The 21,231-nt window shown below is 43.9% G+C and carries 21 protein-coding genes; 8 read left to right on the plus strand and 13 right to left on the minus strand.

The window, feature by feature from the left end; all coding sequences use genetic code 11:
- Positions 1-24 precede the first annotated feature (24 nt).
- The 4 genes from AC23P2_RS22885 to AC23P2_RS22900 form a co-directional block, all read right to left on the minus strand.
- Positions 25-1,026, minus strand: coding sequence for a 3-oxoacyl-ACP synthase III family protein (locus tag AC23P2_RS22885; protein WP_028521797.1), 1,002 nt, complete (start codon positions 1,024-1,026; stop codon positions 25-27).
- A 66-nt stretch (positions 1,027-1,092) separates the two neighbouring features.
- Entirely contained in the window at positions 1,093-1,344 is a 252-nt protein-coding gene (gene purS, locus AC23P2_RS22890; protein ID WP_028521798.1) for a phosphoribosylformylglycinamidine synthase subunit PurS, read from the minus strand.
- 43 nt (positions 1,345-1,387) lie between these two features.
- Positions 1,388-2,095 carry a CDP-diacylglycerol--serine O-phosphatidyltransferase gene (pssA, locus tag AC23P2_RS22895; protein ID WP_487775360.1) on the minus strand — a complete coding sequence of 236 codons (708 nt, stop codon included), beginning with the start codon at positions 2,093-2,095 and terminating at the stop codon, positions 1,388-1,390.
- A gap of 4 nt (positions 2,096-2,099) precedes the next feature.
- Positions 2,100-2,738 carry an MBL fold metallo-hydrolase gene (locus tag AC23P2_RS22900; protein ID WP_472487847.1) on the minus strand — a complete coding sequence of 213 codons (639 nt, stop codon included), beginning with the start codon at positions 2,736-2,738 and terminating at the stop codon, positions 2,100-2,102.
- 59 nt (positions 2,739-2,797) lie between these two features.
- On the opposite strand from AC23P2_RS22900, the gene AC23P2_RS22905 reads away from it, so the two are divergent.
- From AC23P2_RS22905 to AC23P2_RS22915, 3 genes are all read left to right on the plus strand, one after another.
- Positions 2,798-3,547, plus strand: coding sequence for an LOG family protein (locus tag AC23P2_RS22905; protein WP_472487848.1), 750 nt, complete (start codon positions 2,798-2,800; stop codon positions 3,545-3,547).
- A 125-nt stretch (positions 3,548-3,672) separates the two neighbouring features.
- Positions 3,673-4,758: a GRAS family protein gene (locus AC23P2_RS22910; protein WP_487775361.1), complete on the plus strand. Its 1,086-nt coding sequence runs from the start codon at positions 3,673-3,675 to the stop codon at positions 4,756-4,758.
- Positions 4,759-5,026: 268 nt separating this feature from the next.
- Positions 5,027-6,157, plus strand: a complete 1,131-nt coding sequence (locus tag AC23P2_RS22915) for a pyridoxal phosphate-dependent aminotransferase (RefSeq protein ID WP_487775362.1) — start codon at positions 5,027-5,029, stop codon at positions 6,155-6,157.
- Between the two features lie 16 nt (positions 6,158-6,173).
- Here AC23P2_RS22915 and AC23P2_RS22920 read toward each other — a convergent pair whose 3' ends face one another.
- The 5 genes from AC23P2_RS22920 to AC23P2_RS22940 form a co-directional block, all read right to left on the minus strand.
- Positions 6,174-6,542, minus strand: a complete 369-nt coding sequence (locus tag AC23P2_RS22920) for an SxtJ family membrane protein (RefSeq protein ID WP_487775363.1) — start codon at positions 6,540-6,542, stop codon at positions 6,174-6,176.
- Positions 6,543-6,617: 75 nt separating this feature from the next.
- Positions 6,618-6,767 (minus strand): DUF5989 family protein, encoded by a 150-nt coding sequence (locus AC23P2_RS22925; protein WP_169731800.1) that lies wholly within the window; start codon positions 6,765-6,767, stop codon positions 6,618-6,620.
- A 109-nt stretch (positions 6,768-6,876) separates the two neighbouring features.
- Positions 6,877-7,944 (minus strand): hypothetical protein, encoded by a 1,068-nt coding sequence (locus tag AC23P2_RS22930; RefSeq protein WP_487775364.1) that lies wholly within the window; start codon positions 7,942-7,944, stop codon positions 6,877-6,879.
- Positions 7,928-9,061, minus strand: coding sequence for an SGNH/GDSL hydrolase family protein (locus AC23P2_RS22935; protein ID WP_487775365.1), 1,134 nt, complete (start codon positions 9,059-9,061; stop codon positions 7,928-7,930). The genes AC23P2_RS22930 and AC23P2_RS22935 overlap by 17 nt, the downstream gene beginning before the upstream one ends.
- Before the next feature lie 3 nt (positions 9,062-9,064).
- Positions 9,065-10,927, minus strand: a complete 1,863-nt coding sequence (locus tag AC23P2_RS22940) for a carbamoyltransferase family protein (RefSeq protein ID WP_487775366.1) — start codon at positions 10,925-10,927, stop codon at positions 9,065-9,067.
- Between the two features lie 127 nt (positions 10,928-11,054).
- On the opposite strand from AC23P2_RS22940, the gene AC23P2_RS22945 reads away from it, so the two are divergent.
- On the plus strand, positions 11,055-11,945 hold the full coding sequence (locus AC23P2_RS22945) for a Ppx/GppA phosphatase family protein (RefSeq protein WP_487775367.1): 891 nt from the start codon (positions 11,055-11,057) through the stop codon (positions 11,943-11,945).
- 60 nt (positions 11,946-12,005) lie between these two features.
- Here AC23P2_RS22945 and AC23P2_RS22950 read toward each other — a convergent pair whose 3' ends face one another.
- Together AC23P2_RS22950 and AC23P2_RS22955 are read right to left on the minus strand one after the other, a co-directional pair.
- On the minus strand, positions 12,006-12,788 hold the full coding sequence (locus AC23P2_RS22950) for a sterol desaturase family protein (RefSeq protein ID WP_487775368.1): 783 nt from the start codon (positions 12,786-12,788) through the stop codon (positions 12,006-12,008).
- A 48-nt stretch (positions 12,789-12,836) separates the two neighbouring features.
- Complete coding sequence (locus AC23P2_RS22955; protein ID WP_487775369.1) at positions 12,837-13,796, minus strand: L-threonylcarbamoyladenylate synthase; 960 nt, start codon at positions 13,794-13,796, stop codon at positions 12,837-12,839.
- Between the two features lie 86 nt (positions 13,797-13,882).
- On the opposite strand from AC23P2_RS22955, the gene AC23P2_RS22960 reads away from it, so the two are divergent.
- The 3 genes from AC23P2_RS22960 to xerD all read left to right on the plus strand — a co-directional run bounded on the left by AC23P2_RS22960 (position 13,883) and on the right by xerD (position 17,336).
- On the plus strand, positions 13,883-14,842 hold the full coding sequence (locus AC23P2_RS22960) for a vWA domain-containing protein (protein WP_487775370.1): 960 nt from the start codon (positions 13,883-13,885) through the stop codon (positions 14,840-14,842).
- Between the two features lie 45 nt (positions 14,843-14,887).
- Positions 14,888-16,210 carry an ethanolamine permease gene (gene eat / locus AC23P2_RS22965; RefSeq protein ID WP_487775371.1) on the plus strand — a complete coding sequence of 441 codons (1,323 nt, stop codon included), beginning with the start codon at positions 14,888-14,890 and terminating at the stop codon, positions 16,208-16,210.
- 232 nt (positions 16,211-16,442) lie between these two features.
- The gene (xerD, locus tag AC23P2_RS22970; RefSeq protein ID WP_487775372.1) at positions 16,443-17,336 is read left to right on the plus strand and encodes a site-specific tyrosine recombinase XerD; all 894 of its coding nucleotides are present in this window, start codon (positions 16,443-16,445) and stop codon (positions 17,334-17,336) included.
- Between the two features lie 91 nt (positions 17,337-17,427).
- On the opposite strand, the gene AC23P2_RS22975 is transcribed toward xerD, so the two are convergent.
- Positions 17,428-17,967: a hypothetical protein gene (locus AC23P2_RS22975; protein ID WP_487775373.1), complete on the minus strand. Its 540-nt coding sequence runs from the start codon at positions 17,965-17,967 to the stop codon at positions 17,428-17,430.
- A 349-nt stretch (positions 17,968-18,316) separates the two neighbouring features.
- Between AC23P2_RS22975 and AC23P2_RS22980 the strand changes: the two genes are divergently transcribed.
- Positions 18,317-19,999, plus strand: coding sequence for a fatty acid--CoA ligase (locus AC23P2_RS22980; protein WP_487775374.1), 1,683 nt, complete (start codon positions 18,317-18,319; stop codon positions 19,997-19,999).
- A gap of 640 nt (positions 20,000-20,639) precedes the next feature.
- On the opposite strand, the gene AC23P2_RS22985 is transcribed toward AC23P2_RS22980, so the two are convergent.
- Positions 20,640-21,164 (minus strand): hypothetical protein, encoded by a 525-nt coding sequence (locus AC23P2_RS22985; protein WP_487775375.1) that lies wholly within the window; start codon positions 21,162-21,164, stop codon positions 20,640-20,642.
- Between the last annotated feature and the right edge of the window lie 67 nt (positions 21,165-21,231).

Here is a 21,231-nt window from a genome sequence, read left to right on the forward strand (position 1 = left end):
ACTTCGACATTATGTCCAGTACAATTACCATTTAATCAGCGCAGACGCCCACGTAAAACCGCTACCAAAAGCAGCTAGGCAAACAAGATCGCCTTCTTTGACGCGTCCTTCTTCCCAAGCTTCGGTGAGGGCAATAGGAATGGAGGCGGCGGTGGTATTACCGTATTTGTGAATATTGTTATAGACTTGGTCTTCGCGCAAGCCCATCTGCTGACGAATGTACTCGCTGATACGGATATTCGCTTGGTGAGGTACCAACAGCGAAATATCTTCGGGCTTATAGCCATTGGCATCCAAGGCTTCGTTGATGGCTTCGGCAAAACGAACAACGGCGTGTTTGAAGACCGCGTTTCCGTTCATAATCACTTCAAATCCTCCCTCATCCACCATCTCTTTGGTAGCTGAGCGAACTGGGCGGCTACTGCCTGGGTCTTTCACAAACAAATCTTCCGCAAAACGACCGTCGGCGTGTAAGTGGGTAGAAAGGACACGGTGGGTGGGGTCTTCGGTCGCTTGCACGACGGCAGCCCCTGCACCATCCCCAAAAATGACGGCGACGTTGCGGCCTTTATTGCTTTTATCAGTCCAAGTCGATTGAATTTCAGCTCCTATGACCAAAATCGTTTTATACGTACTGGTTTTGATAAATTGGTCAGCAATCGAAAGCGCATACACAAAACCCGAACATTGTTCCCGAATGTCAATCACAGGAATGCCAATGAGGTCGAGTTCGCGCTGCATCAAAAACGCTGAGCCTGGGAAAAAATAGTCGGGCGTAATGGTGGCATACACAATCATGTCAACATCCGATGGCTGCAAACCCGCCCGTTCCAATGCCTGACGGGCCGCCGCAGTAGCCATGCTCGCGTTGGTATCTTTGCCGTAGGTAAAGTAACGACGTTCTTGAATCCCTGTCCGCTCACGAATCCACTGGTCAGAGGTATCCATCAGTTTGCTCAAGTCATCATTGGTTACTACGTTTTCGGGTACGTAAAAACCCAAACCTGTAATTTTGGAATATGGCATGATTGTAGGAATATTAAATAACAAAAGGCAGAACCTCCTTCCGAATGCTCTGCCTTTATCACTTCACTAAGCTTCTTTCAACGTGTAAGTATAGTCTTCCATAATCAAATTGGCCAACAATTTACTGCAAGCCGTTTCGACGAGTTGTTGGGCAGCAGCCTCTGAATCAGCGTCTAAACTCAAAGTGATGTGTTTGCCAATACGGACATCAGATACGTCGTCGATACCCAAATTATGAAGCCCGAGTTTAACGGCTTTCCCTTGTGGATCAAGGATTTCTTTTTGGGGCATGACGTTGATTTCGGCGATGAATTTCATAGAACTTAAAGCCCCCCACCCCCAATGGGGGAGATTTTGATTGTTAAGCCCCTTTTGGGGATTTGGGGGCTATGAATGAGAGTAAAATGTAAATACCGACTATCAGCGGAACAGCTGCAAATTTCAGCAAAATCAATAAAACCACCGACACCCCAAGGAAAATATATTTGAGTTGATTTTCTTTCCAACCAAAACTTTTGAATTTGAAGGCCAACAAAGGTACTTCCATGATCATCAAAAACGACATCACAAGCGTGTAACCTATCAATACCGTTGAGTTAACAATGATAGATTGCGACTCAGGGTACATCCTAAGAATAAAAGGAAGTGAGGCCACTACAATGGCATTGGCTGGCGTAGGTACACCAATAAACGAATCGGCTTGACGGGTATCAATGTTGAATTTGGCCAAACGCAAGGCCGAAAAAACCGCCAGCAAAAACGCTACAAAAGACACCAACATACCCTCAATTTCAATAGAATCGTTGGTACGTTCGAGGTATTGAAATACAATCATTGAAGGCAAAACACCGAACGTCACCATGTCGGCCAATGAATCTAGTTCTTTGCCAATGGGCGAGGATTGATTTAAAAGCCGCGCGGCAAAGCCATCAAAAAAGTCAAGCACTGCCGCCAAAAAAATCAAGGCGCCCGCTAATAATAAATCACCCCGAAAGCTAAACACAATACCCAAGCATCCACAAAGTAGATTGCCGCAGGTCATTAAATTGGGAATCGTAAAAAGGCGCATACGTTTATTTCAAAAAGGGGTTATAACGGCGTTCATACCCAATGGTGGTGGGTTCCATGTGCCCTGCATATACTTGATAGTCGTCGTCGAGCGTAAAAAACTTTGTACGAATGCTATTCAGGAGGGCCGCATGGTCGCACAAAGGGAAATCGGTACGGCCTACACTTCCCTTAAACAACACATCGCCACCGATGACAAATTTTTGCGGATGACAAATAAAGGCAATGTGCCCTGGCGCGTGGCCTGGCACAAATACCACGTCCAACGACGACTGTCCAAACGTCACTTTGTCGCCTTCTTCCAAAAATGCATCGGCCTCTACGGGTTCAAAACCAGGAATTCCCCATAACTTACAGCGACTTTCGACCGCCTCCAATACAGGCAATTCTTTTTTGTGCATGTACATTTTTACGCCATATTTACGCTTCACAAATGCGCTCCCAAAAACATGGTCCAAATGCGCGTGAGTTTGGAGTAAAGCCGTAACTTTTAATCCTTTTTCTGAAATAAAATTAGCCAATGTTTCTTTTTCCGACTGCATCAAACAACCTGGATCGACGATGACCGCTTCCTTGGTCTCGTCATAAAGAACGTAGGTATTTTCCGAAAAAGGAGAAAAAACAAAAGAAGTGATTTGAATCATAGTAGTTAAGCTATTCTGCCGCTAAGTTACTAAAGTATTTCCGAAACCAGACGAGTTCTATGCCCAATCCACCTTTCCCCCCGCCCTTCCTCGACCAACGCACGGGCGACTACTATTTAGAAGGCCCCAAAAGCCGTCGATTTGAGTTTTTGTTTGTTCTCGAAGTTTTTTGGGAATTTCTGAAAGGAATCCGTGCCCTGCACTTTGTTGGCCCTTGTGTCACTGTTTTTGGGTCGGCAAGATTCAAAGAAGGGAGTGAACACTACGAACAAGCCCGTGAGATGGGTCGGCGCATTGCTTTGGAGTTGGGACTTACGGTGATGACAGGCGGTGGGCCTGGCATCATGGAAGCCGCAAACCGTGGGGCGTTTGAAGCGGGTGGACGTTCGGTGGGTTGTAATATCATTCTTCCGCACGAACAAAGCGAAAACCCTTACATGCACAAATGGGTAAAAATCAAGTACTTTTTCATCCGCAAGGTACTTTTGGTCAAATATTCCTACGCGTTTGTGATTATGCCAGGCGGCGTAGGCACCATGGACGAGCTGTTTGAGACCCTAACACTTATTCAAACGGGGACGATTCAGAACTTTCCGATGGTATTGATTGGTAAAGCTTACTATGAACCACTGATTGAGATGCTCCAAAAGATGATTGACAAAGGAACCATTTCTCCTGATGACCTCAATTTGCTCAAAATCACCGATGACCTTGAAGAAGCGACCCAGCACATCCAAAGTTATTTGAAGGCAAATTTTAAAATCCAACGCCGCCGTCGCCCTATCTGGTGGTTATTTGAAAAGAGTTAGCGGTTCATTTTCATTTTTTCCCTATTCAATGGCAAATATCAACGCCTTGGTAACTCAGTTTTGAACCTTGGGAGGCGTTGGTTGTAGCTTTGAACCATCAAACAAAAACATAACCGTGCTCGACAATGGACTTTCTCGCAACTACCGCCTTGACTTCTTTACATGACTTAGCTAGTCGGATGCCTCATTCGCTCACCGAAGCTGATAATCAAACGCTTAGCGAAATTTATCATGAGTCAGTCGAAGATTTAGAAAACCCTGAGTCGTTGTTTCATTATACGCTTACGAAAGCCATGCGTAAGCACACCACAGGAGCACAAAGCCACGAACATATTTATTTACAACGTTTTGAAATCCCCCAAATTCGTTTGTTTGAATTATTAATTCAACAATTTCCATTGGCAAATTTAAGCCAACATTGCACCAACACTTTATTAATTGATGCCCTCGCCCAGCACACGCATCCCGTCTTGATGGACATCGGCATTGGGACTGGTTTTCAAGTAGCAAACATCATTGAAGGGTTGTCTAAGAAAGAAAACAGCAACGTCAAACACCTAACCGTCGTTGGCATTGAGCCATTTGCCGATGCCGTGACGACTGCCCACGAAAATGTAAAACGCGTAAGTGCCCAATCACCTTTCACGGTTAAGTTGGTGACGGAGGTTGCGTTTATCGAAAACTATACCTTGGATACGCTGCAAGCGCTTCTCCCCGCGCAACACGACGGAATTTATGCCAATGCGTCGTTTGCACTACACCATATTCAACACGCTTCGCAACGTAAAACGGTGTTTGAATTACTAAAAACACTCGGCATTAAAGCGTTGGCCCTGAGCGAACCCAATTCAAACCATTACGAACCCAATTACCAGCGTCGCTTCCAAAATTGCGTCAATCACTACGGTGCGTTGTTCAGAATTATTGATACCCTCAACATAACCAGTACGGAAAAAGCAGCGTTGAAACTGTTCTTTAGCCGTGAAATCGACGATGTTCTTGGCAATTCGGAGGAAGTTCGCGTAGAAAAACACTACGCCACCGAGCAATGGGAACAACTGCTGACCGAAACTGGATTCCAACTTGAAAAACGCGAGGCTCAGTTCCAATACACCCACCTCAACGGTACTGACTTAAAAACTGACCTCCCCAATCGCTACGCGACGGTTTTTGAAGGAGAAGAAATTACAAGCCTTTTCTGGGCTATTTAAGTAGTTGCACATCAATTTTAGTGTATTAGTAGTTTATTTTGCTTCGGACAGGGACGCCTGTGCGGAAGCATAACAAAGCAATAGGTTTTGCTTCTCCGAAGCAAAAATTAAAAAAATACCCTTCTGCTACTACAAATGTTACGCCTCTACCGAGGCTACTTTGAATTACCCTAGAACTTTTGCTCAACTACTTAACACCTTCATTTTATAAATATACCATAATTACTTCAAAAGATTTTCTCTAAACCTTTTCTAACATAACAGAATCATGAACTCAATTGCACAACTGGCGGTACCCCGCGAGATACGGAAATCATTTGCCTTTACTCCCCAAGCCATCTCAGTCGAAATGCCCGAAAATGTGGCTCGGCTTCACTGCAACGAAACTCCTTTCGATTTACCCGAAGCATTAAAGCAGCAGTTGACCGCCAAAATGGCATCATTGTCATGGAATCAATATCCCGATTTTCACAATACCGCACTCAAAGCGCTCATTGCCCAACAAGCCAATGTGACCCCTGAAAATATACTCTTAGGAAACGGCTCTTCACAACTTATCCAACAAATCGTCAGCTGCTTTTCGAAGGTATTTTCAGTCGCTATTCTCGAAAGCCCTACGTTTACGTTTTACCACCAAGTGTGTCAAAACGAACGAATGCGCTACCAAGAGTGGGTATTGTCACCAAATACGGGCTTTGACCTTGCATCTTTTCCTCAACTAACGGAGCCCGCTTTGGTGGTGTTAACATCTCCCAACAACCCGACGGGTGCAACACTTCCATTGGCATACCTTCAAACATTGCTAGAAAAACACCCAGAATGTGTCTTTGTGATTGATGAAGCTTACGGTGATTTTGGGGGAGAGACTGCACTTTCGTTGGTACAACGCTATGCCAACTTACTCGTACTTCGTACATTTTCAAAAGGGTACGGCTTGCCTAGTGTTCGTTTCGGTTATGCAGCTGGCAACACGGCGCTTATCCAATTAGTGAAGAAATATACGATTCCTTTTACGGTTAATTGTTTTACGGAAATTATTGTTTCAGAAGCGCTTACCAACGCAGAATTTATCAAATTCCAACAAGCCAATATCCAACGTATCAACAACTTACGCGACTTTATTTATCAGCTTCTCGACGAAGTGGCCGCTCCTCATACGTTTTCGGTTCAGCCTTCATCGGCCAACTTTTTGTTGCTCCGTTTCAACGACGATGATTTATATAATAACCTCAAACTTGCCCTCCAAGCCAATCGTATTTTGGTAGGTTATCCACTCCAAAACTGCCTCCGCCTGACCATTGGTACCGAAGTGGAAATGCACCGAGTAGTACGTCTCCTTAAAAAAACAATGGCGCAGCATAAAAGCCGCGCCATCGAAACAAATGTTGTCTGTAAATAAGCAAAGGGAAGATTAACTACCAAATTTGCTCCAAATCTTTGGGTGTATAAGTATGATTTCTTTCTGCATACACCGTATTTGAATCTGGGCGTTTTACGTTCATTGGGTTTTTGGTAGAAAGGCGATAAAGTGTCGCAATCGGCCACAAAAACACATAAAAGAGAACCGTCAAAATAACGCGTGAGTTAAACCAGCCAAGCCCTTCCGCGATTTTAAACCAGATTTTAACGATAAAATCGCCAACAATTGGGATAAAAATACTGACAAGTCCCACTGCCCCTGCCGCATACAAAAGATACGTAGCTGCATTTTTGAAAATAAACGAAAACACCACCAGCCCAGTAACAATCACCAACTGGGCTTTACTTTTTTCTGCTTCTGACATTTCGAGGAGATAAGTTATCTGTTATCCGCTACTGGTTATTTGTAATTCTGATAACCAGTAACAGATAACATTCAATTAAAACAATGTATAAATGAAAGGTGCTACGGCAGAGCCACCACCAATCACGATGATGATACCAATCAATAACAAAAGGATGATCATTGGAGCTAACCACCATTTTTTACGTTCTTTCAAGAACGCCAACAAATCTTTTAGAAAATCCATTTTTTTTAAAACGTTTTATTATAGTGCAAATTTAATCGTTGTTACTAGCCGAGGTTATAAGTAACCTCTAACACTCGCAAAATTAATCGTTATTACTCGCCTAACCAACTCAATATGAGCTGCGAATCATATTGTTTTTCAAAACATAGGAGGCCACATTATTGGCAAACACCCGACAACCATCGTCCGTCAAATGGCAAATATCACAGAAATTTCGACCTTCGCGCGGCAAAAGAGGCATCATATCCAGGTAATATACGCCTTTGTTCTGGTTCGCAATTTGTTGCATCATGGCGCGGTGGGTCAAGATCCCTTTCTCTACTGCCAAGGGCGTTCCCCACGTCCGAATAGGCGATGATAAATCACAGCCCGCATAATCCCATTCTTGGTCTTTAAAATTTGATTTACGCCATTTTTCGGGAATGTAATAGGTAAAGTTCACCAAAATAAGTGGCTCTTTCCGCGCCTGTGCTGTTGCTACAATCTGACTCAGATTGTTTCGATAAGTAGGGGCTGTTTTGACATCAAACGCTTCCGAGTAAAAGCGTTCATCGGGTGTATCGTTGATAAAATACCGTTTCCCAACAAGCGTAGATGCGTAATTTAAGAACAAGTGAAACGTAAACGGAATCACTGTATAGCGCATCTCGGGGTGTTGTTTTATCAAAGCTATGTCGTGGTACCAGCGCACGTGGGTATAATCAGAGCGAAACAGCGATGCAGGTATATTGTTGAAACGAGTCTCGTTAATCCCTTCATAAAAAACCACCAAATCAAAGCGTTTGTCTCCCAACATCTTGTATTTATACAAGTTATCGTTGGTATTATGCCCCAAATTGGCTAAATTAAAGTACCGAACTTTAGACGTATTCAGTCCTTTTCGTAGCGAATCTTGCAGATAGCGAGCTACTTTACTCCTCCATTCATCAGCCACAACCGACCCACCCAAAATAAGCACATCCAACGAATCATTATCCGTTGAAATAGTCGAATTTTGAACGAGTTTCAATTCCTTATAAAAATGTTCTTCAACGGCTAAGTCGGGTCTAACAAAAGGAATTTCTTTACTGATTTTCAGTGTTAGACGAAAAGCTAGTTCGCAAAAAAGCCCAATCAATACGATGGTAATTAACGCAAACAAACCTTTCTGCCTCGTACTATTACGGGGTGCTTGCATGAATTTGTTTATATAATAAGTCGGCAATCAACGCATTTACTTTGGCGCTTGCATGACCATCGTTTTTACCTACGATTCGTTCCTTTGGGGGAATACTGCCCAGATGATCACTAAGGCGAACGACTGGAATTTTCTGATTGATGAAAAAATCTTCAATAGGCTTAGTATAACCATTGCTTTTTTCAACGTTCTGCAAAAACGGCACCATCACCACGTACATTGGGGCGTTGTTTTGACGCGCATAGTCCACAATTTTTTGCAAATCGCGCAAATGCGGGTTCAGAATCGTGGTATCGGTATATGATTTTTGAACAAAATCGGTAATCGACGCAGGAGGCATGTGCGGAAACTGCCAATAAAGATAGTTGGGGAAATAAAAACGCATCACCAACGACCCCGCTCCTGGGATTGTAATGTCATCGTAAGGTTGAAATTGTGCCAAAGTCAACTTAGCATCCCGCGCTGCTTTTTCAATGTCGTTCGGGAAATATTCCAACACCAATACTTCGGGCTTTACAGGAAACTTCTGCAAACGCTGAAACTCATCGCGCGTGTCGGAACCTGAAACGCCTAAATTGTACACAGCATAGTTGTCTGCCCCCAGCTTTTGTTCTAATTGGTCAGAAAAACGATCTTCCGTATTTTCCAACCCATGCCCAGCCGCAAACGAGTCACCCAAAACCAATACCTTCTTTTTCTTTTCGGCGTTTGTTTTAGGAAAATCGCGGTAACCCTCAGGTGTGATGGGGCGCCAGTATTTGGCAAACCAAATCTGAGAGGCTTTGCTAAGGTCACCTTCGTGGCTTTGCGAAATAAACATGAAGGTTATTTCCAACAATCCCACCAACCAAACCACCATAATCCCTAAGGTGGCGATATTAGCGACCAGTTTGTTGCTCTTTTCGTTTTTGATTACCCCATAATAAAACATACGGAGCAATTCTACCAACACCAAAAGCAAAGTCATAGCCTTGGCAAGGCGAATATAGAAGTTATCAACTAACCCTGCGTAGGGGTAGTCAAATTTGATATTCCATTTGTCAGGGAAAAACAACAAGACAAATGGAATACCAAGCAATAAAAGTCTAAAAACAGACGTGACGAGTTTTGAAGTCATTTTTTAATCGAGGACAAACTCTTCTTTCCAGTTATCGGTATCTTGCCACGCGGGCTGCTGACGTTTGTCAAACAAATAGTTACCTACCACCAAGTAGTCCATTTCGGTACGCATGAAACAGCGATAGGCATCATTTGGCGTGCTAACGATAGGCTCACCACGTACGTTGAAACTGGTGTTCACGATTACTCCGTAGCCTGTCAACTTCTCAAAATCGCTGATAAGCTGGTAGTAGCGTGGATTGGTATCTTGGTGAACGGTCTGAATCCGTGCCGAGAAGTCGATGTGGGTAATAGATGGCAAATCAGAGCGCAAATAATACAACTTGTTACGCAAGTCAAATCCATCAAAGTCTTTTGGTAAAGGTTTCCGACGCGAATCTTTGACGGGGTGAACCAGCAACATATAAGGTGAAATTCCCTCGTAGTCGAAATAATCACCTACTTTTTCGGCCAATACCGAAGGAGCAAACGGACGGAACGACTCGCGGTATTTGATTTTTACGTTGAGTTTTTTCTGCATTTCGGCATTCCGTGGGTCGCCCAAAATACTACGCGCTCCCAACGCCCGTGGTCCAAATTCCATACGGCCTTGCACCCAACCTACTACGTTTCCATCGGCCAAAATCTGAGCAACTTCTTTGGTTAAGTCGTCCAATTTGTCAAAATGTTTATACGCAGCTTTGTATTTTTTCGCGACAAGCTCCACGTCGATGTCAGAGAAAGTAGGCCCTAAGTAAGAACCTTTCATGGCATCACGGGTATAGTTAATGACGCGTTTTTGGTCAAAATAAATATAATAACCCGTCAAAGCAGCTCCTAACGCCCCACCCGCATCACCTGCGGCAGGTTGGATATATACTTCTTTGAAAACGTTCGATTTTTGTAATTTTCCGTTCGATACGCAGTTGAGCGCTACCCCACCCGCTAAGCACAAATAATCGGCTCCTGTGAGGCGTTTGGCTTCTTGCGCCATTTTCACTACCACCTCTTCGGTCACGCGCTGAATCGCCAACCCAAGGTTACAGTGATGGGCTTCGAGTGGGTCTTCAGGACGGCGGGTTTTCATGCCAAACATACGCTCCCACTCTCCTTCGTTTACCATTTTTAAGCCTGTTGCATAGTCAAAGTAACGTTGGTCTAACCAAATAGAACCGTCTTCTTTGATTTCAATCAATTCCTTTTTGATGGTCTCGATGTATTTATCAACTTCGGGAGCAGTGGGGTTGCCGTAAGGCGCCAATCCCATCAATTTGTACTCTCCTGAGTTTACTCTAAATCCTAGAAAGTACGTAAAAGCAGAATACAATAACCCCAAAGAGTGCGGGAACCGCAATTCTTTGAGAATTGACATCTTATTTCCTTCACCCAAACAGATAGAAGCAGTAGCCCACTCACCCACCCCGTCGATGGTCAAGACAGCTGCCTTTTCGTAGGGAGATGGATAGTAAGCACTTGCTGCGTGCGATAAGTGGTGCTCAGGGAACAGAAGCTTAACGGGCTTCTTTTTGTCGTAACCTATTTTTTCTAATTCCTCGTTGATAAGGCGCTTCAAGAACATTTTTTCTTTGATCCACACAGGAATCGCCGTAATAAATGACTTCAATCCCTTAGGAGCAAAGGTATAATAGGTCTCGAGCAAGCGCTCAAATTTCAAAAGGGGCTTGTCATAGAAGACAATAGCGTCCAATTCATTGAGGGTAGTTCCACCGTATTCTAAACAATATTTGACCGCATTGGTAGGGAAATTAGGGTCATGTTTTTTGCGAGTGAAACGCTCTTCTTGTGCTGCTGCTACAATTTCGCCGTTATCGATGAGGGCGGCTGCGGAGTCGTGATAAAATGCTGAAATTCCAAGGATTTTCATTCAACCAGAATTATATAAGGCAACAAAACTACACAGGATTACCTAATATTTCAAAAAATTAGGAAATAGGTTATTTAATGGTAGCTCTTTCCCGTTTACTTTTGCAGAAACTTAAATTGAGACAAAATTGAAAATAGCAGCAATTGATATTGGCTCAAACGCGGCACGTTTGCAAATTTCATCGGTTCTGAAAGATGGAGGTTACACCAGTTTCAAAAAGGTAGAGTACGTCCGCTTTCCACTCCGCTTGGGGCATGATGTGTTCACTTATGGCAGCCTAACCCCCGAAAGCCAAGAGCGCACCATCAAACTCATGAAGTGTTACAAGCTGTTACTGGAGCTTCATGAAGTGGAAGGATACATGGCTTGCGCTACTTCCGCCATGCGCGAATCGGCCAATGGGCACGAAGTAGTTGAACGCATCGCCCATGAAACAGGAATAAAAATCCACATTATCGACGGTAGCAAAGAGGCCGAGCTTATCAATAATGTGGTGGTTCAGGCCCTGGTAGATGGACAATACCTCCACATCGACGTAGGCGGTGGTAGTACGGAGTTGAACCTGTACTTTAATCGTCAAAAAGTGGCTTCAAAGTCCTTTAAGATTGGTTCAGTACGGCTGCTAGAAGGCAAAGAAAGCAAAGGTGCTTGGCAAAAAATGGAACGCTGGATTGAAGAAAACGTGGACAGCTACGAACCTGTAAAGGCAGTAGGAACGGGTGGCAACATTTCTAAGCTTTTTAATTTGGTCTCAAAAACGTCCGATAACGCAACGTCTGTCGAGGAACTTACTCGAATGCGCGACTACATTGCTTCTTTCAGCCAAGAAGACCGCGTCCATAAACTTCGCCTCAACGCTGACCGTGCCGACGTCATCGTACCTGCTTCCGATATCTACATTTCGGTGATGAAGTGGGCGGGAGCGTCCGAAATTATCGTTCCTGACTTGGGACTAAAAGATGGTATTATTCAGTTGGTGTACGAAAATTTGTGCAAAAAACACGAAGGGCTTGGTTAGAAAATTTACAATAAAATAACATCAATCACAAGACATCCCAAGTTTGTTCGGCATCAGTTATCAAACTTTGGATGTCTTTTTATCAAAAAGCTTTTCGTAATCGGGGCTTTCGGTTTTACCCCATTTGTCCCAAAAAGTAAAATACAGTCCATAGTTGTACTTAAATTGCGAATGATGTAGGCTATGGTGCGTCGCCCCTATCCACCACTTTCCAAACCAATGCCGATGAAAATCACGGGGATACAGCTCCGTATTCAGGTGATTGATAACGCTCGTAGTAGTCATTATGAGCAGAATAACCACAATTGCGCTGTAATGTAGGGGAATCACAAACGTCAGGGCGGGCAACACCAGTGCTTGCAAAATACTTTCAGTAGGATGAAAAGAGAAAGAAGTCCACGCGGAAGTAGTAATGCTATCGTGGTGTGCTTTGTGTACCCATTTATATACCTTTGGGTGGTGCATCCAGCGATGAAGCCAGTAGTAATAGGTTTCGTGCAAAAACAAAACTAAGCCGATACTAAGAACAAACCACAAAACGGAATATTGATTAAAATCGGTGTATATTTTTGTATATCCCTGCTGCCAAAGCACCACCATGGTCGTGCCTACAACGGCAAAAATGACCGATGTAATAAACGAAAAGCCAATTTCACGCCAATGTTGTTCGGGACGACGAGGTCGTAAGTTGACTTCCCTTGGTTGAAAATACGCTTGGTATTTTACTTTAAACAAGTAGTAAAACAAAGCAGCAATGAGCACATAACGCCCAAAAATGCCTAGAAACATATAAAAAGCCGTTTGGGCAAAAATATCGGGCTGGGTAAAATCAATGGTTTCCATATTTGAGTAACAACACACACAAGTAAGGTGTTTTAGAAAATAGGCATTTCACTCTCGAACCGCTGCTCGTCGGATGCGGTCATTGATGGCACGCCCCAAATCTTTTTCGGGCAAAAGTTCAGTACAAATTACCTCGACCTCAAGCGCATCAAGTTGGCGCATGTATGCAAAAAGGTGCTTGGCTGCCTCGGCATAATTCCCCGATGGCGATAAAATGCGCTGGTGCTCGACAGGAACTAGCGTAGAAGTTTTTTTAAAGGTCAAGTATCCCACTTTTTGAGTATCATACGCCTTCAATGCTTCCGCCAAGGAGTTAATAAAGAGCGGTTTTCTGGGAGAATAATGGCTTTTTAACATACCTGGCGCTTTGGGATTGGAGCTTGAATGTGCCACCAAACGAACGGGACCAATCACGTTTTCGATGGCCTCAACCGATGCTCCACCCAAACGATACACCACCGTTTCTTCTTCTTCAAAACCCACAATCGTCGATTCGATTCCTACTTGACTGGCGCCTCCCTCCAAAATGTAAGGTATTTTTTTACCCAACTGTTTATCAACGTGCTGCGCCGACGTTGGGCTAATGTAACCAAAAGGATTGGCGCTGGGCGCTGCCAATGGAAAATCAAGTTCTGATAGCAGTTCCAAGGTAAGTGGGTGATTAGGAATACGTACCGCTACTGTTCCCAAGCCTGATGTGACTAAGTCAGAAATAGCTTCTGATTTGGGCAAAAGCAACGTCAATGGCCCAGGCCAGAATGCTTCGGCGAGTTGCTGAGCTTTCGGAGGAAAATCAGTGACAAACATTTTTACTTTCTCCAACGAATTGGTATGCACAATCAGTGGATCAAATTGTGGGCGATTTTTAACCTTAAAAATTTGAAGAACAGCGTCATCATTCAACGCATTTCCCGCCAAACCATAGACTGTTTCGGTCGGAATCCCCACCACTTCCCCCGCTTCAAGGAGTTTTTTTACTGCTAAAATATCTGTTCCTATCATTGCCATGCTGCAAAGTTAGCGGAGAGTTTACAGTTCACGGTTTACCTTTTGGGGATTTTTTGTTTATTTGAACAGGATTTTAGGGTTTTGATATGAATTTTAACTACGAACTCACACTCGTTGAGTATATTTTTATTGCTGCATTCCTCATTTTGTACAGTGTTTACATTGGACGAACCTTGTACGTCGCCAAGGCATTGGGTAGTACTGCGCGGGGCGTGGTCATCAAGTTTTTTTTAAGAACTATCTACGTTGCGCTGTTGATTGTGGCGATTTTGGGGCCTTTTTTTGGCGAACCCGAACGCGACATTATTGCCGAAGGAAAAGACATCATGGTGCTCGTCGATGTATCCAAATCAATGGATGCTACTGACGTTCAGCCTTCTCGCCTCGACAAAGTCAAATTTGAACTACAACGCCTCACCACTTCCCTCAGTGGAAATCGGTTTGGCCTCATGATTTTTTCAAGTAGCCCATTTTTGCAAGTTCCGCTTACGTTCGACCTAAACGCTTTCAGTTTGTTTACCCAAACGCTCAACACCTCTCAAGTCAGCAACCACGGTACTGATATTTGCAGTGCGCTGGATTTGGGGGTGGAAAAACTTGTCCAAAATCGTTCGACCAATACCTCAAAAATTATTTTACTTCTGACCGACGGGGAAAATTTTGGTGCCTGCGAACGTCAAACTTTTACCAATATCAAAAAATTTGACCTTAAACTGATGATTGTGGGCGTAGGCACCACCAACGGTGGCCGAATCAAGGAAGGAACAGGATGGGTAAAAGACGACAACGACCAAATTGTAACTACACACCTCAACAATGCTTATTTAAGAGATTTAGCAAAATCTACCAACGGAAAATATTTCGAAATCAACAGCCAACAAAACGCCATCGGAGATGTTGTTGATGCCATCAATTCGGTGGAAAATCGTTTGATTGATAGCCGTAAAGTGGCCGTTGTAAGTAATAAGTACAGGTATTTCCTAATGGTCGCCCTTGTTTTAATTGCCCTTGACATCTTGGTAACGGTCTCTACCTTCCAAGTCTGACACCACTTTTTTCATCATTTTTACTAAACCCACTGACACCCCACCATGTCGGAATCAACAAACAACACCCATTTAGAAGCATCCCTCACCCCTACATTACTTTGGGGTCTGGGCGTAGGTTACGTTATTTCGGGAATGTACTTTGGCTGGAATTTTGGCCTTGAAAAAGGCGGCAGCCTCGGTATGGCCCTCGCTACGGGGCTAGTCGTCGTTATGTACGTCTGTTTTACGTTTGGCTACGCCGAACTTTCTTGTGCTATTCCCAAAGCAGGGGGCATTTTTGACTACGCCACGCGCGCACTGGGTCGCGACTGGGGGTTTGTAGCAGGCATTGCCCAAGTTGTTGAATTTGTTTTAGCGCCACCCGCCATCGCCGTCGGCATAGGCGCCCACGTCAATCTTTTTTTTCCCGAATTACCACCTACGTATGCCGCCATCGGTGCGTATATAGTATTTACATCGCTCAACATCATTGGCGTAAAATTGGCCGCTACTTTTGAGCTCTTGATTACGTTTGTGGCCATTGCGGGGCTTTTGTTATTTTCCTCCATCACGTTCGGGGCGGTTTCGGTGCAGCATTTATCGCACAATGCCCTACCCAATGGCTGGTCGGGCGTATGGGCTGCCATTCCTTTTGCTATTTGGTTTTTTTTAGGCATCGAAGGACTAGCCAATGCTGCCGAAGAAAGCAAAAACCCCCAACGCGACCTTACACGCGGCTTTGGTTCTGCGATGTTTACCCTCGTCATACTTTGTAGTATTACCTTTATCGGTTCGGTGGGGATTGCGGGCTGGGAGGCTGTCATCTACAAAGCTGATGGCAGTGCTTCAGATTCTCCCTTGCCTTTGGCGCTGGCACGCTTGGTCGGTGAGTCTTCGATTTGGTACAGTGCCGTTATTGTAACTGGTTTGTTTGGCTTGGTAGCCTCGTTTCATGGGTTGCTAATGGCTGCTGGACGCGCCACGTTTGAAATGGGTCGCGTTGGACACTTCCCACGGATTTTGGGTCAAATTCACCCCAAACTCCAAACCCCCGCCAATGCATTGCTGGTAAATATGGTCGTCGGAATCATCGTGTTGTTGTCTAACACCTCGGCCGACATCATCGTGTTATCGGTACTCGGTGCGCTTACCCTTTATGGCTTTGGGAGTATTTGTGTGATACGCCTCCGCCAAAACGAACCCAACCTCCCTCGCCCCTTTCGTGCACCTGCTTATCCTTATATTCCTTGGTGTGCTTTTGGGCTCACTTTGGTGTCCCTAATTGCCGTCGTCGTTTCCAATCCACTCTTGGCCGCTTATTATGTCGGAACGCTTGTGGTTAGTTTTACCATTTATTGGGCAATTAGTATGTATCAAAAGGAATAAAAGTCATTTCAGTAAAAATTTCGCACTTTTTAATTTCGTTTTAATAAAGAATGCATTAGCTTTGTTCTCGAATTCAATTCTTTCTCATTTGAGAAATTGGATTTATAGAAATGGTGTGGATAACGTCGGAAAGCTGTTCGAAATTTCGAGCAGCTTTTTGTTTTTTCTGCCCCCTGATTTTCCCCTCAAAAGCCCGTACTTTTGTGCCATCAATCATCAAGAGGGCCTATTTATGTGGGATATTTACCTAAAACACTTTAAAGATTTTTTACTCCTCGAACGCGGTCTGGCCGACAACTCGGTGGAAGCTTACGTACGCGATGCCTCCAAACTCGCCGAATACGTCGAATTGATGGGAGGAAAAGAAATCACGGCAGTGGTTGAGTTCGATATTTTGGGATTTTTGGGCTACCTGCACGATTTGGGTCTGGCCGCTCATTCGCAAGCACGAATTTTATCGGGACTCAAAGCATTTTTTAAATATTTGTTGTTAGAAAATATTCTTACCATCGACCCAACTCAGCTCATCGAGTCTCCACATTTGTCGCGGCATTTGCCCGATGTCCTCACTTACCCCGAAATTTTAGCGTTGTTAGAAGCCAATGACCTCTCGACCCCCGAAGGAATGCGCAACCGTGCCATGTTGGAAGTGCTGTACAGTTCGGGGCTTCGGGTATCTGAGTTGGTCGATTTACAAATCACCAACTGTTATTTCGATGCGGGTTTTTTACGGGTCATTGGAAAAGGGAGTAAAACCCGCCTGGTACCCATTGGCAGCGATGCCGTCAAACAAACTTTGCTTTATATCAACCATACCCGTAGCGCGCTCGAAGTACAAAAAGGCCACGAAGATTTTGTGTTTTTGAACCGTCGAGGTAAGCAACTTACCCGCGTTATGGTATTTTTAATCATCAAAAACTTGGTTGAAGTGGCTGGAATACCCAAAAAAGTCAGTCCGCATACTTTTCGACATTCTTTTGCCACTCACCTGATTGAAGGAGGAGCCGATTTGCGGGCGGTGCAAGAAATGCTCGGCCATGAATCCATTACTACGACCGAAATCTACACCCACCTCGACCGCGAATACCTCCGCGAAGTAGTGACAAAATACCACCCAAGGGCCTAAAAAAAAGTCGCGGGGGGCATGGCCCCCCGCGATCTCCGCTTTTACTTTACCCCTTATTCAAATCACATAAAAACGTGAATTGAGAAGCTCTTTATGCGTTATCACCGCTAGATTTTTCCCCCACAAAATAGTGCTCAGTATGTTTGAAGAGCAGGTTGAAGGAGGTCATCGAACCGTAAATCTTGGTGATGTACTGCTGTAAATTTACTTTTTCTTCGTCATCTAGTTTACTGGCATTGATGCGTTGTTCCAATACGCGTAAGCGGTCGCGGGTCATCACGATTTTATGGAAAAAACTATCAATGGTCATTTCCTTAGGAGCCAAGTCACTTCGTCCAGGCTTTAAAATCAATTTTCCGCCTTTCCATTTATCTCCCAACGGAACTACTTCGCTCGCATCCATCCACTTTTGAAGGATTTTAGTCAGAGATTGTTCTACGTCGAAGAGACTCACCAAATCGGTGTCCAATTCTACCGCTTCTACAATCTCCAAAGGAGTGTCTAATTTAATGACCTTGTTCCCGTGCTCAATAAAGGTGATGCTATAACTACTTGATTTCACATTTATCACTACCCCATCGCCAAACTCGCTATGACGTACCCGAGAACCTACTCCTAAAATCTGCTTCATTCCAAAGTATTTTTGTGAGCTATGCTTTTCTTTTAAACAACTTACGTGCCAAACTTTTATTTATATCACAAAAAAAATAAAAAAATATTTAACTACCATAAATATCAACTACTTATAAAAAACGCCTTAGACTTAATCAACATACATAAATATACCAAAATCAAGTACCACCAATTATAAACCTCTCTTTATAAGCAAGTTAATTTACACGGCAAGGAAGCCTCCCAACTGCTCATTATTTTTCGGGAGGTTTTTTACGCAAAAGTTATTTTTGGTACCTCTCTTTATTTTTTATAGTGATTCAAAGAAAAAACATAAATTTACCCAAACAACAAACCTTTAACTAGCGATGATTCAGACGCGTATTATTCCCCGCACGCACTCGGCCTACGACCCACCGTTGACTATCAAGATGTTATTCAACCAAGTCACTAAATACAATCCACAACGGGAGATTGTCTATCGAGACTTGTTTCGGATGAATTATACCACCTTCGACAAACGGGTACGTCAACTGGCGAATGTTCTCACTGAACTAGGGGTAAAAGGAGGTGATACCGTGGCGGTCATGGACTGGGACAGTCACCGTTACTTGGAGTGTTTCTTTGCAATTCCTTGCTTAGGGGCGGTGTTGCACACGATCAACGTTCGGCTTTCTCCTGCCCAAATTCTTTATACCATGAATCATGCCGACGATAAGGTAGTGATTATTCATGAAGATTTTGTGCCAATCATCGAAGCCATCAAAGACCAACTTACCACCGTCGAGAAATTTATCATTATCAGTGATAAAGTGTATCAAGACCCCAATGCGCCGTTGGTTACCACCAGTTTTCGTCTTGAAGGCGAGTACGAGAACTTGCTCAGTGGTGCCTCAGACGACTTTGATTTCCCTGATTTTGACGAAAATAGTTTAGCAACTACCTTTTATACTACAGGTACAACGGGCAATCCCAAAGGCGTTTACTTTTCGCATCGTCAATTAGTCATGCACACGTTTTGTTTATTGGCGTATTTTCCAGGCTACCGCGCCTTGCCACTCGACCACCGCGATGTCTATATGCCCATCACGCCGTTGTTTCACGTACACGGTTGGGGGTTCCCTTATTTGGCGACCATGCTCAATTTCAAACAGGTGTATCCTGGGCGGTACGAGCCCGAAATGCTCTTGAGGTTGTTGTTGAAAGAAAAGGTAACCTTCTCGCACTGTGTTCCGACCATCCTCAATATGTTGGTCAATAGCCCCGTGGCAAAACAAGTGGATTTGAGTAAATGGAGTGTCTTGATTGGTGGCTCGGCCCTTACGAAAGGACTTGCCAAAGCAGCCTTAGAACTGGGCATCAACGTAACACAAGGCTATGGGATGTCAGAAACGGCGCCTATTATGTCGGTGGTTCACCTTACCGACGAACAGCTTCAATTGGGTACCGACGAACAACTTCCATTCCGAACCAAAGCGGGAAAAATTGCCCCGTTTGTGGAGCTGGATATTATCGACGACGATGGCAACTCGCTCCCTCACGATGGCGACGCCGTGGGAGAATTGGTCGCGCGTGGCCCGTGGATGACGCAGGGCTATTATAAAGACCCTGAAGCCTCCGAAAAACTCTGGGCGGGCGGCTGGCTGCACACGGGCGACGTAGCGGCGATTGGTACAGATTATTACGTTACGATTGCTGACCGCGTCAAAGACGTGATTAAAACGGGCGGAGAATGGGTGTCGTCCCTCGACATTGAGAATTTGCTTTCCCAAGTGGAAGGGGTGGCCGAATCGGCGGTTGTTGGTTTTCCTGACCCACGCTGGGGCGAGCGGCCGCACGCGATTTTGGTAATCAAGCCCGACTACCAAGACAAACTTACCCCCGAAGGCATCAAAGCAGGTTTACAAGCCCGCGTAGATAGTGGCGAAATCAACAAGTGGTACGTCCCTGACAATATCGTTTTTGTCCCCGAAATTCCTAAAACATCGGTGGGGAAAATTGACAAAAAACGAATTCGAGTGGAGATGAAGGAGTTGATTTTGGGTGCCTAGTTTCCTATAAAATTGACTATTGAAAGGCTTTTTTGTCGCCCCATTTCATTGTCATTCCCTACTTTTTGTCACCCCGACGAAGGAGGGGTCTAAAGTAACGTTAGATTTCCTCCTTCGATGCAGCGTGACGCTCACACCTTTTTTTTGCAAGCTTCTACCGATAGCGCGAGGTTCTTGCCTCGTGATAGTTGTCAGAAGGCTTACAGCCTTTTTTGTTGACTAGGCTAGAAGCCTTCTGATATTCAGCAACAGCAGGACGTTCGAGCTATCGGAGGTACCTCGTGAAAGAGAAGTTTATTTCGTAAGTTCGACGGTGTACAAACCAAAAACGTCGAGGACTATTTTGGTACAGGTGTTTTCCTTGACTTTACCCTTTCCAGGTACCTACCAGATTTTTATCAATGGCGGGGGCAACGCACTCCTCTGATTTGGAGCTACAGCCGACAAATAAAACAGCAATAATGAAAAAAGCAGCAAGGTGTTTGAACATAAATAAATGGTTAAATGAAATGAATTATTGAATGTGTTTGGGGGTCATAAAAGGTTAATTACTAAGAGATATAATTTATTTTTTATCTCGTAATACTAATTCCTATATATTCTTAAAGTAATTGAAAAAATAGGATAATCAATGATTACTCTACTCCTCTGCGGGCTTTCCGCGTCGATACCATGCCCAATTATTTGCATAACCTAATCGTTTGATTTCATACAAATCTGCCAAAGTATATTCATCAAAATAGGTTGTATCGTTAGCCCAAAGAGTTTCCGCATAGGAAGTAGGATTTTCTTCTAAGAAGGCAATAGCAAAATCCAGCATAAACTCACGATCATAACAAAAATCAAAATACATGATATAATAACAACTATCAGAAATATGAGCTTTAGGATTATATTTCTGATTTTCAAACCAATTGAGAGTATAATCAGAGCACTCAATTACTAATGAAATAACCTCTTTTTCTGTAGGTTCAACACGTTGACACCAACCGTAGTATTTTTCCTTAAAAGGCTCTCCACCAATACCAAATGGCCAATTCTGTTTTTCACAGGCTTTAATGAAACATTGTTTTGTTACTCCAATAGATTGCTTAAAGGGAGAAAAAAAACGCAAATCTTCCTCCATCCACATATCTAAGCTGTAATTTAGGTCTTCTCGTTTCATTTTTTTAGGGTTTTAAGTAAATCAGCTCATTTTTTGAAATTAAGTAAAACTTTTTTAAAATGAACAA

It is taken from the genome of Runella sp. R0.1_18, from assembly GCF_057652155.1.

Bases quoted from the DNA above. Each gene is read 5' to 3' on its own strand.
- AC23P2_RS22885 (WP_028521797.1), bottom strand. From the start codon at position 1,026: ATGCCATATTCCAAAATTACAGGTTTGGGTTTTTACGTACCCGAAAAC.
- purS (WP_028521798.1), bottom strand. From the start codon at position 1,344: ATGAAATTCATCGCCGAAATCAACGTCATGCCCCAAAAAGAAATCCTT.
- pssA (WP_487775360.1), bottom strand. From the start codon at position 2,095: ATGCGCCTTTTTACGATTCCCAATTTAATGACCTGCGGCAATCTACTT.
- AC23P2_RS22900 (WP_472487847.1), bottom strand. From the start codon at position 2,738: ATGATTCAAATCACTTCTTTTGTTTTTTCTCCTTTTTCGGAAAATACC.
- AC23P2_RS22905 (WP_472487848.1), top strand. From the start codon at position 2,798: ATGCCCAATCCACCTTTCCCCCCGCCCTTCCTCGACCAACGCACGGGC.
- AC23P2_RS22910 (WP_487775361.1), top strand. From the start codon at position 3,673: ATGGACTTTCTCGCAACTACCGCCTTGACTTCTTTACATGACTTAGCT.
- AC23P2_RS22915 (WP_487775362.1), top strand. From the start codon at position 5,027: ATGAACTCAATTGCACAACTGGCGGTACCCCGCGAGATACGGAAATCA.
- AC23P2_RS22920 (WP_487775363.1), bottom strand. From the start codon at position 6,542: ATGTCAGAAGCAGAAAAAAGTAAAGCCCAGTTGGTGATTGTTACTGGG.
- AC23P2_RS22925 (WP_169731800.1), bottom strand. From the start codon at position 6,767: ATGGATTTTCTAAAAGATTTGTTGGCGTTCTTGAAAGAACGTAAAAAA.
- AC23P2_RS22930 (WP_487775364.1), bottom strand. From the start codon at position 7,944: ATGCAAGCACCCCGTAATAGTACGAGGCAGAAAGGTTTGTTTGCGTTA.
- AC23P2_RS22935 (WP_487775365.1), bottom strand. From the start codon at position 9,061: ATGACTTCAAAACTCGTCACGTCTGTTTTTAGACTTTTATTGCTTGGT.
- AC23P2_RS22940 (WP_487775366.1), bottom strand. From the start codon at position 10,927: ATGAAAATCCTTGGAATTTCAGCATTTTATCACGACTCCGCAGCCGCC.
- AC23P2_RS22950 (WP_487775368.1), bottom strand. From the start codon at position 12,788: ATGGAAACCATTGATTTTACCCAGCCCGATATTTTTGCCCAAACGGCT.
- AC23P2_RS22955 (WP_487775369.1), bottom strand. From the start codon at position 13,796: ATGGCAATGATAGGAACAGATATTTTAGCAGTAAAAAAACTCCTTGAA.
- AC23P2_RS22960 (WP_487775370.1), top strand. From the start codon at position 13,883: ATGAATTTTAACTACGAACTCACACTCGTTGAGTATATTTTTATTGCT.
- eat (WP_487775371.1), top strand. From the start codon at position 14,888: ATGTCGGAATCAACAAACAACACCCATTTAGAAGCATCCCTCACCCCT.
- xerD (WP_487775372.1), top strand. From the start codon at position 16,443: ATGTGGGATATTTACCTAAAACACTTTAAAGATTTTTTACTCCTCGAA.
- AC23P2_RS22975 (WP_487775373.1), bottom strand. From the start codon at position 17,967: ATGAAGCAGATTTTAGGAGTAGGTTCTCGGGTACGTCATAGCGAGTTT.
- AC23P2_RS22980 (WP_487775374.1), top strand. From the start codon at position 18,317: ATGATTCAGACGCGTATTATTCCCCGCACGCACTCGGCCTACGACCCA.
- AC23P2_RS22985 (WP_487775375.1), bottom strand. From the start codon at position 21,164: ATGAAACGAGAAGACCTAAATTACAGCTTAGATATGTGGATGGAGGAA.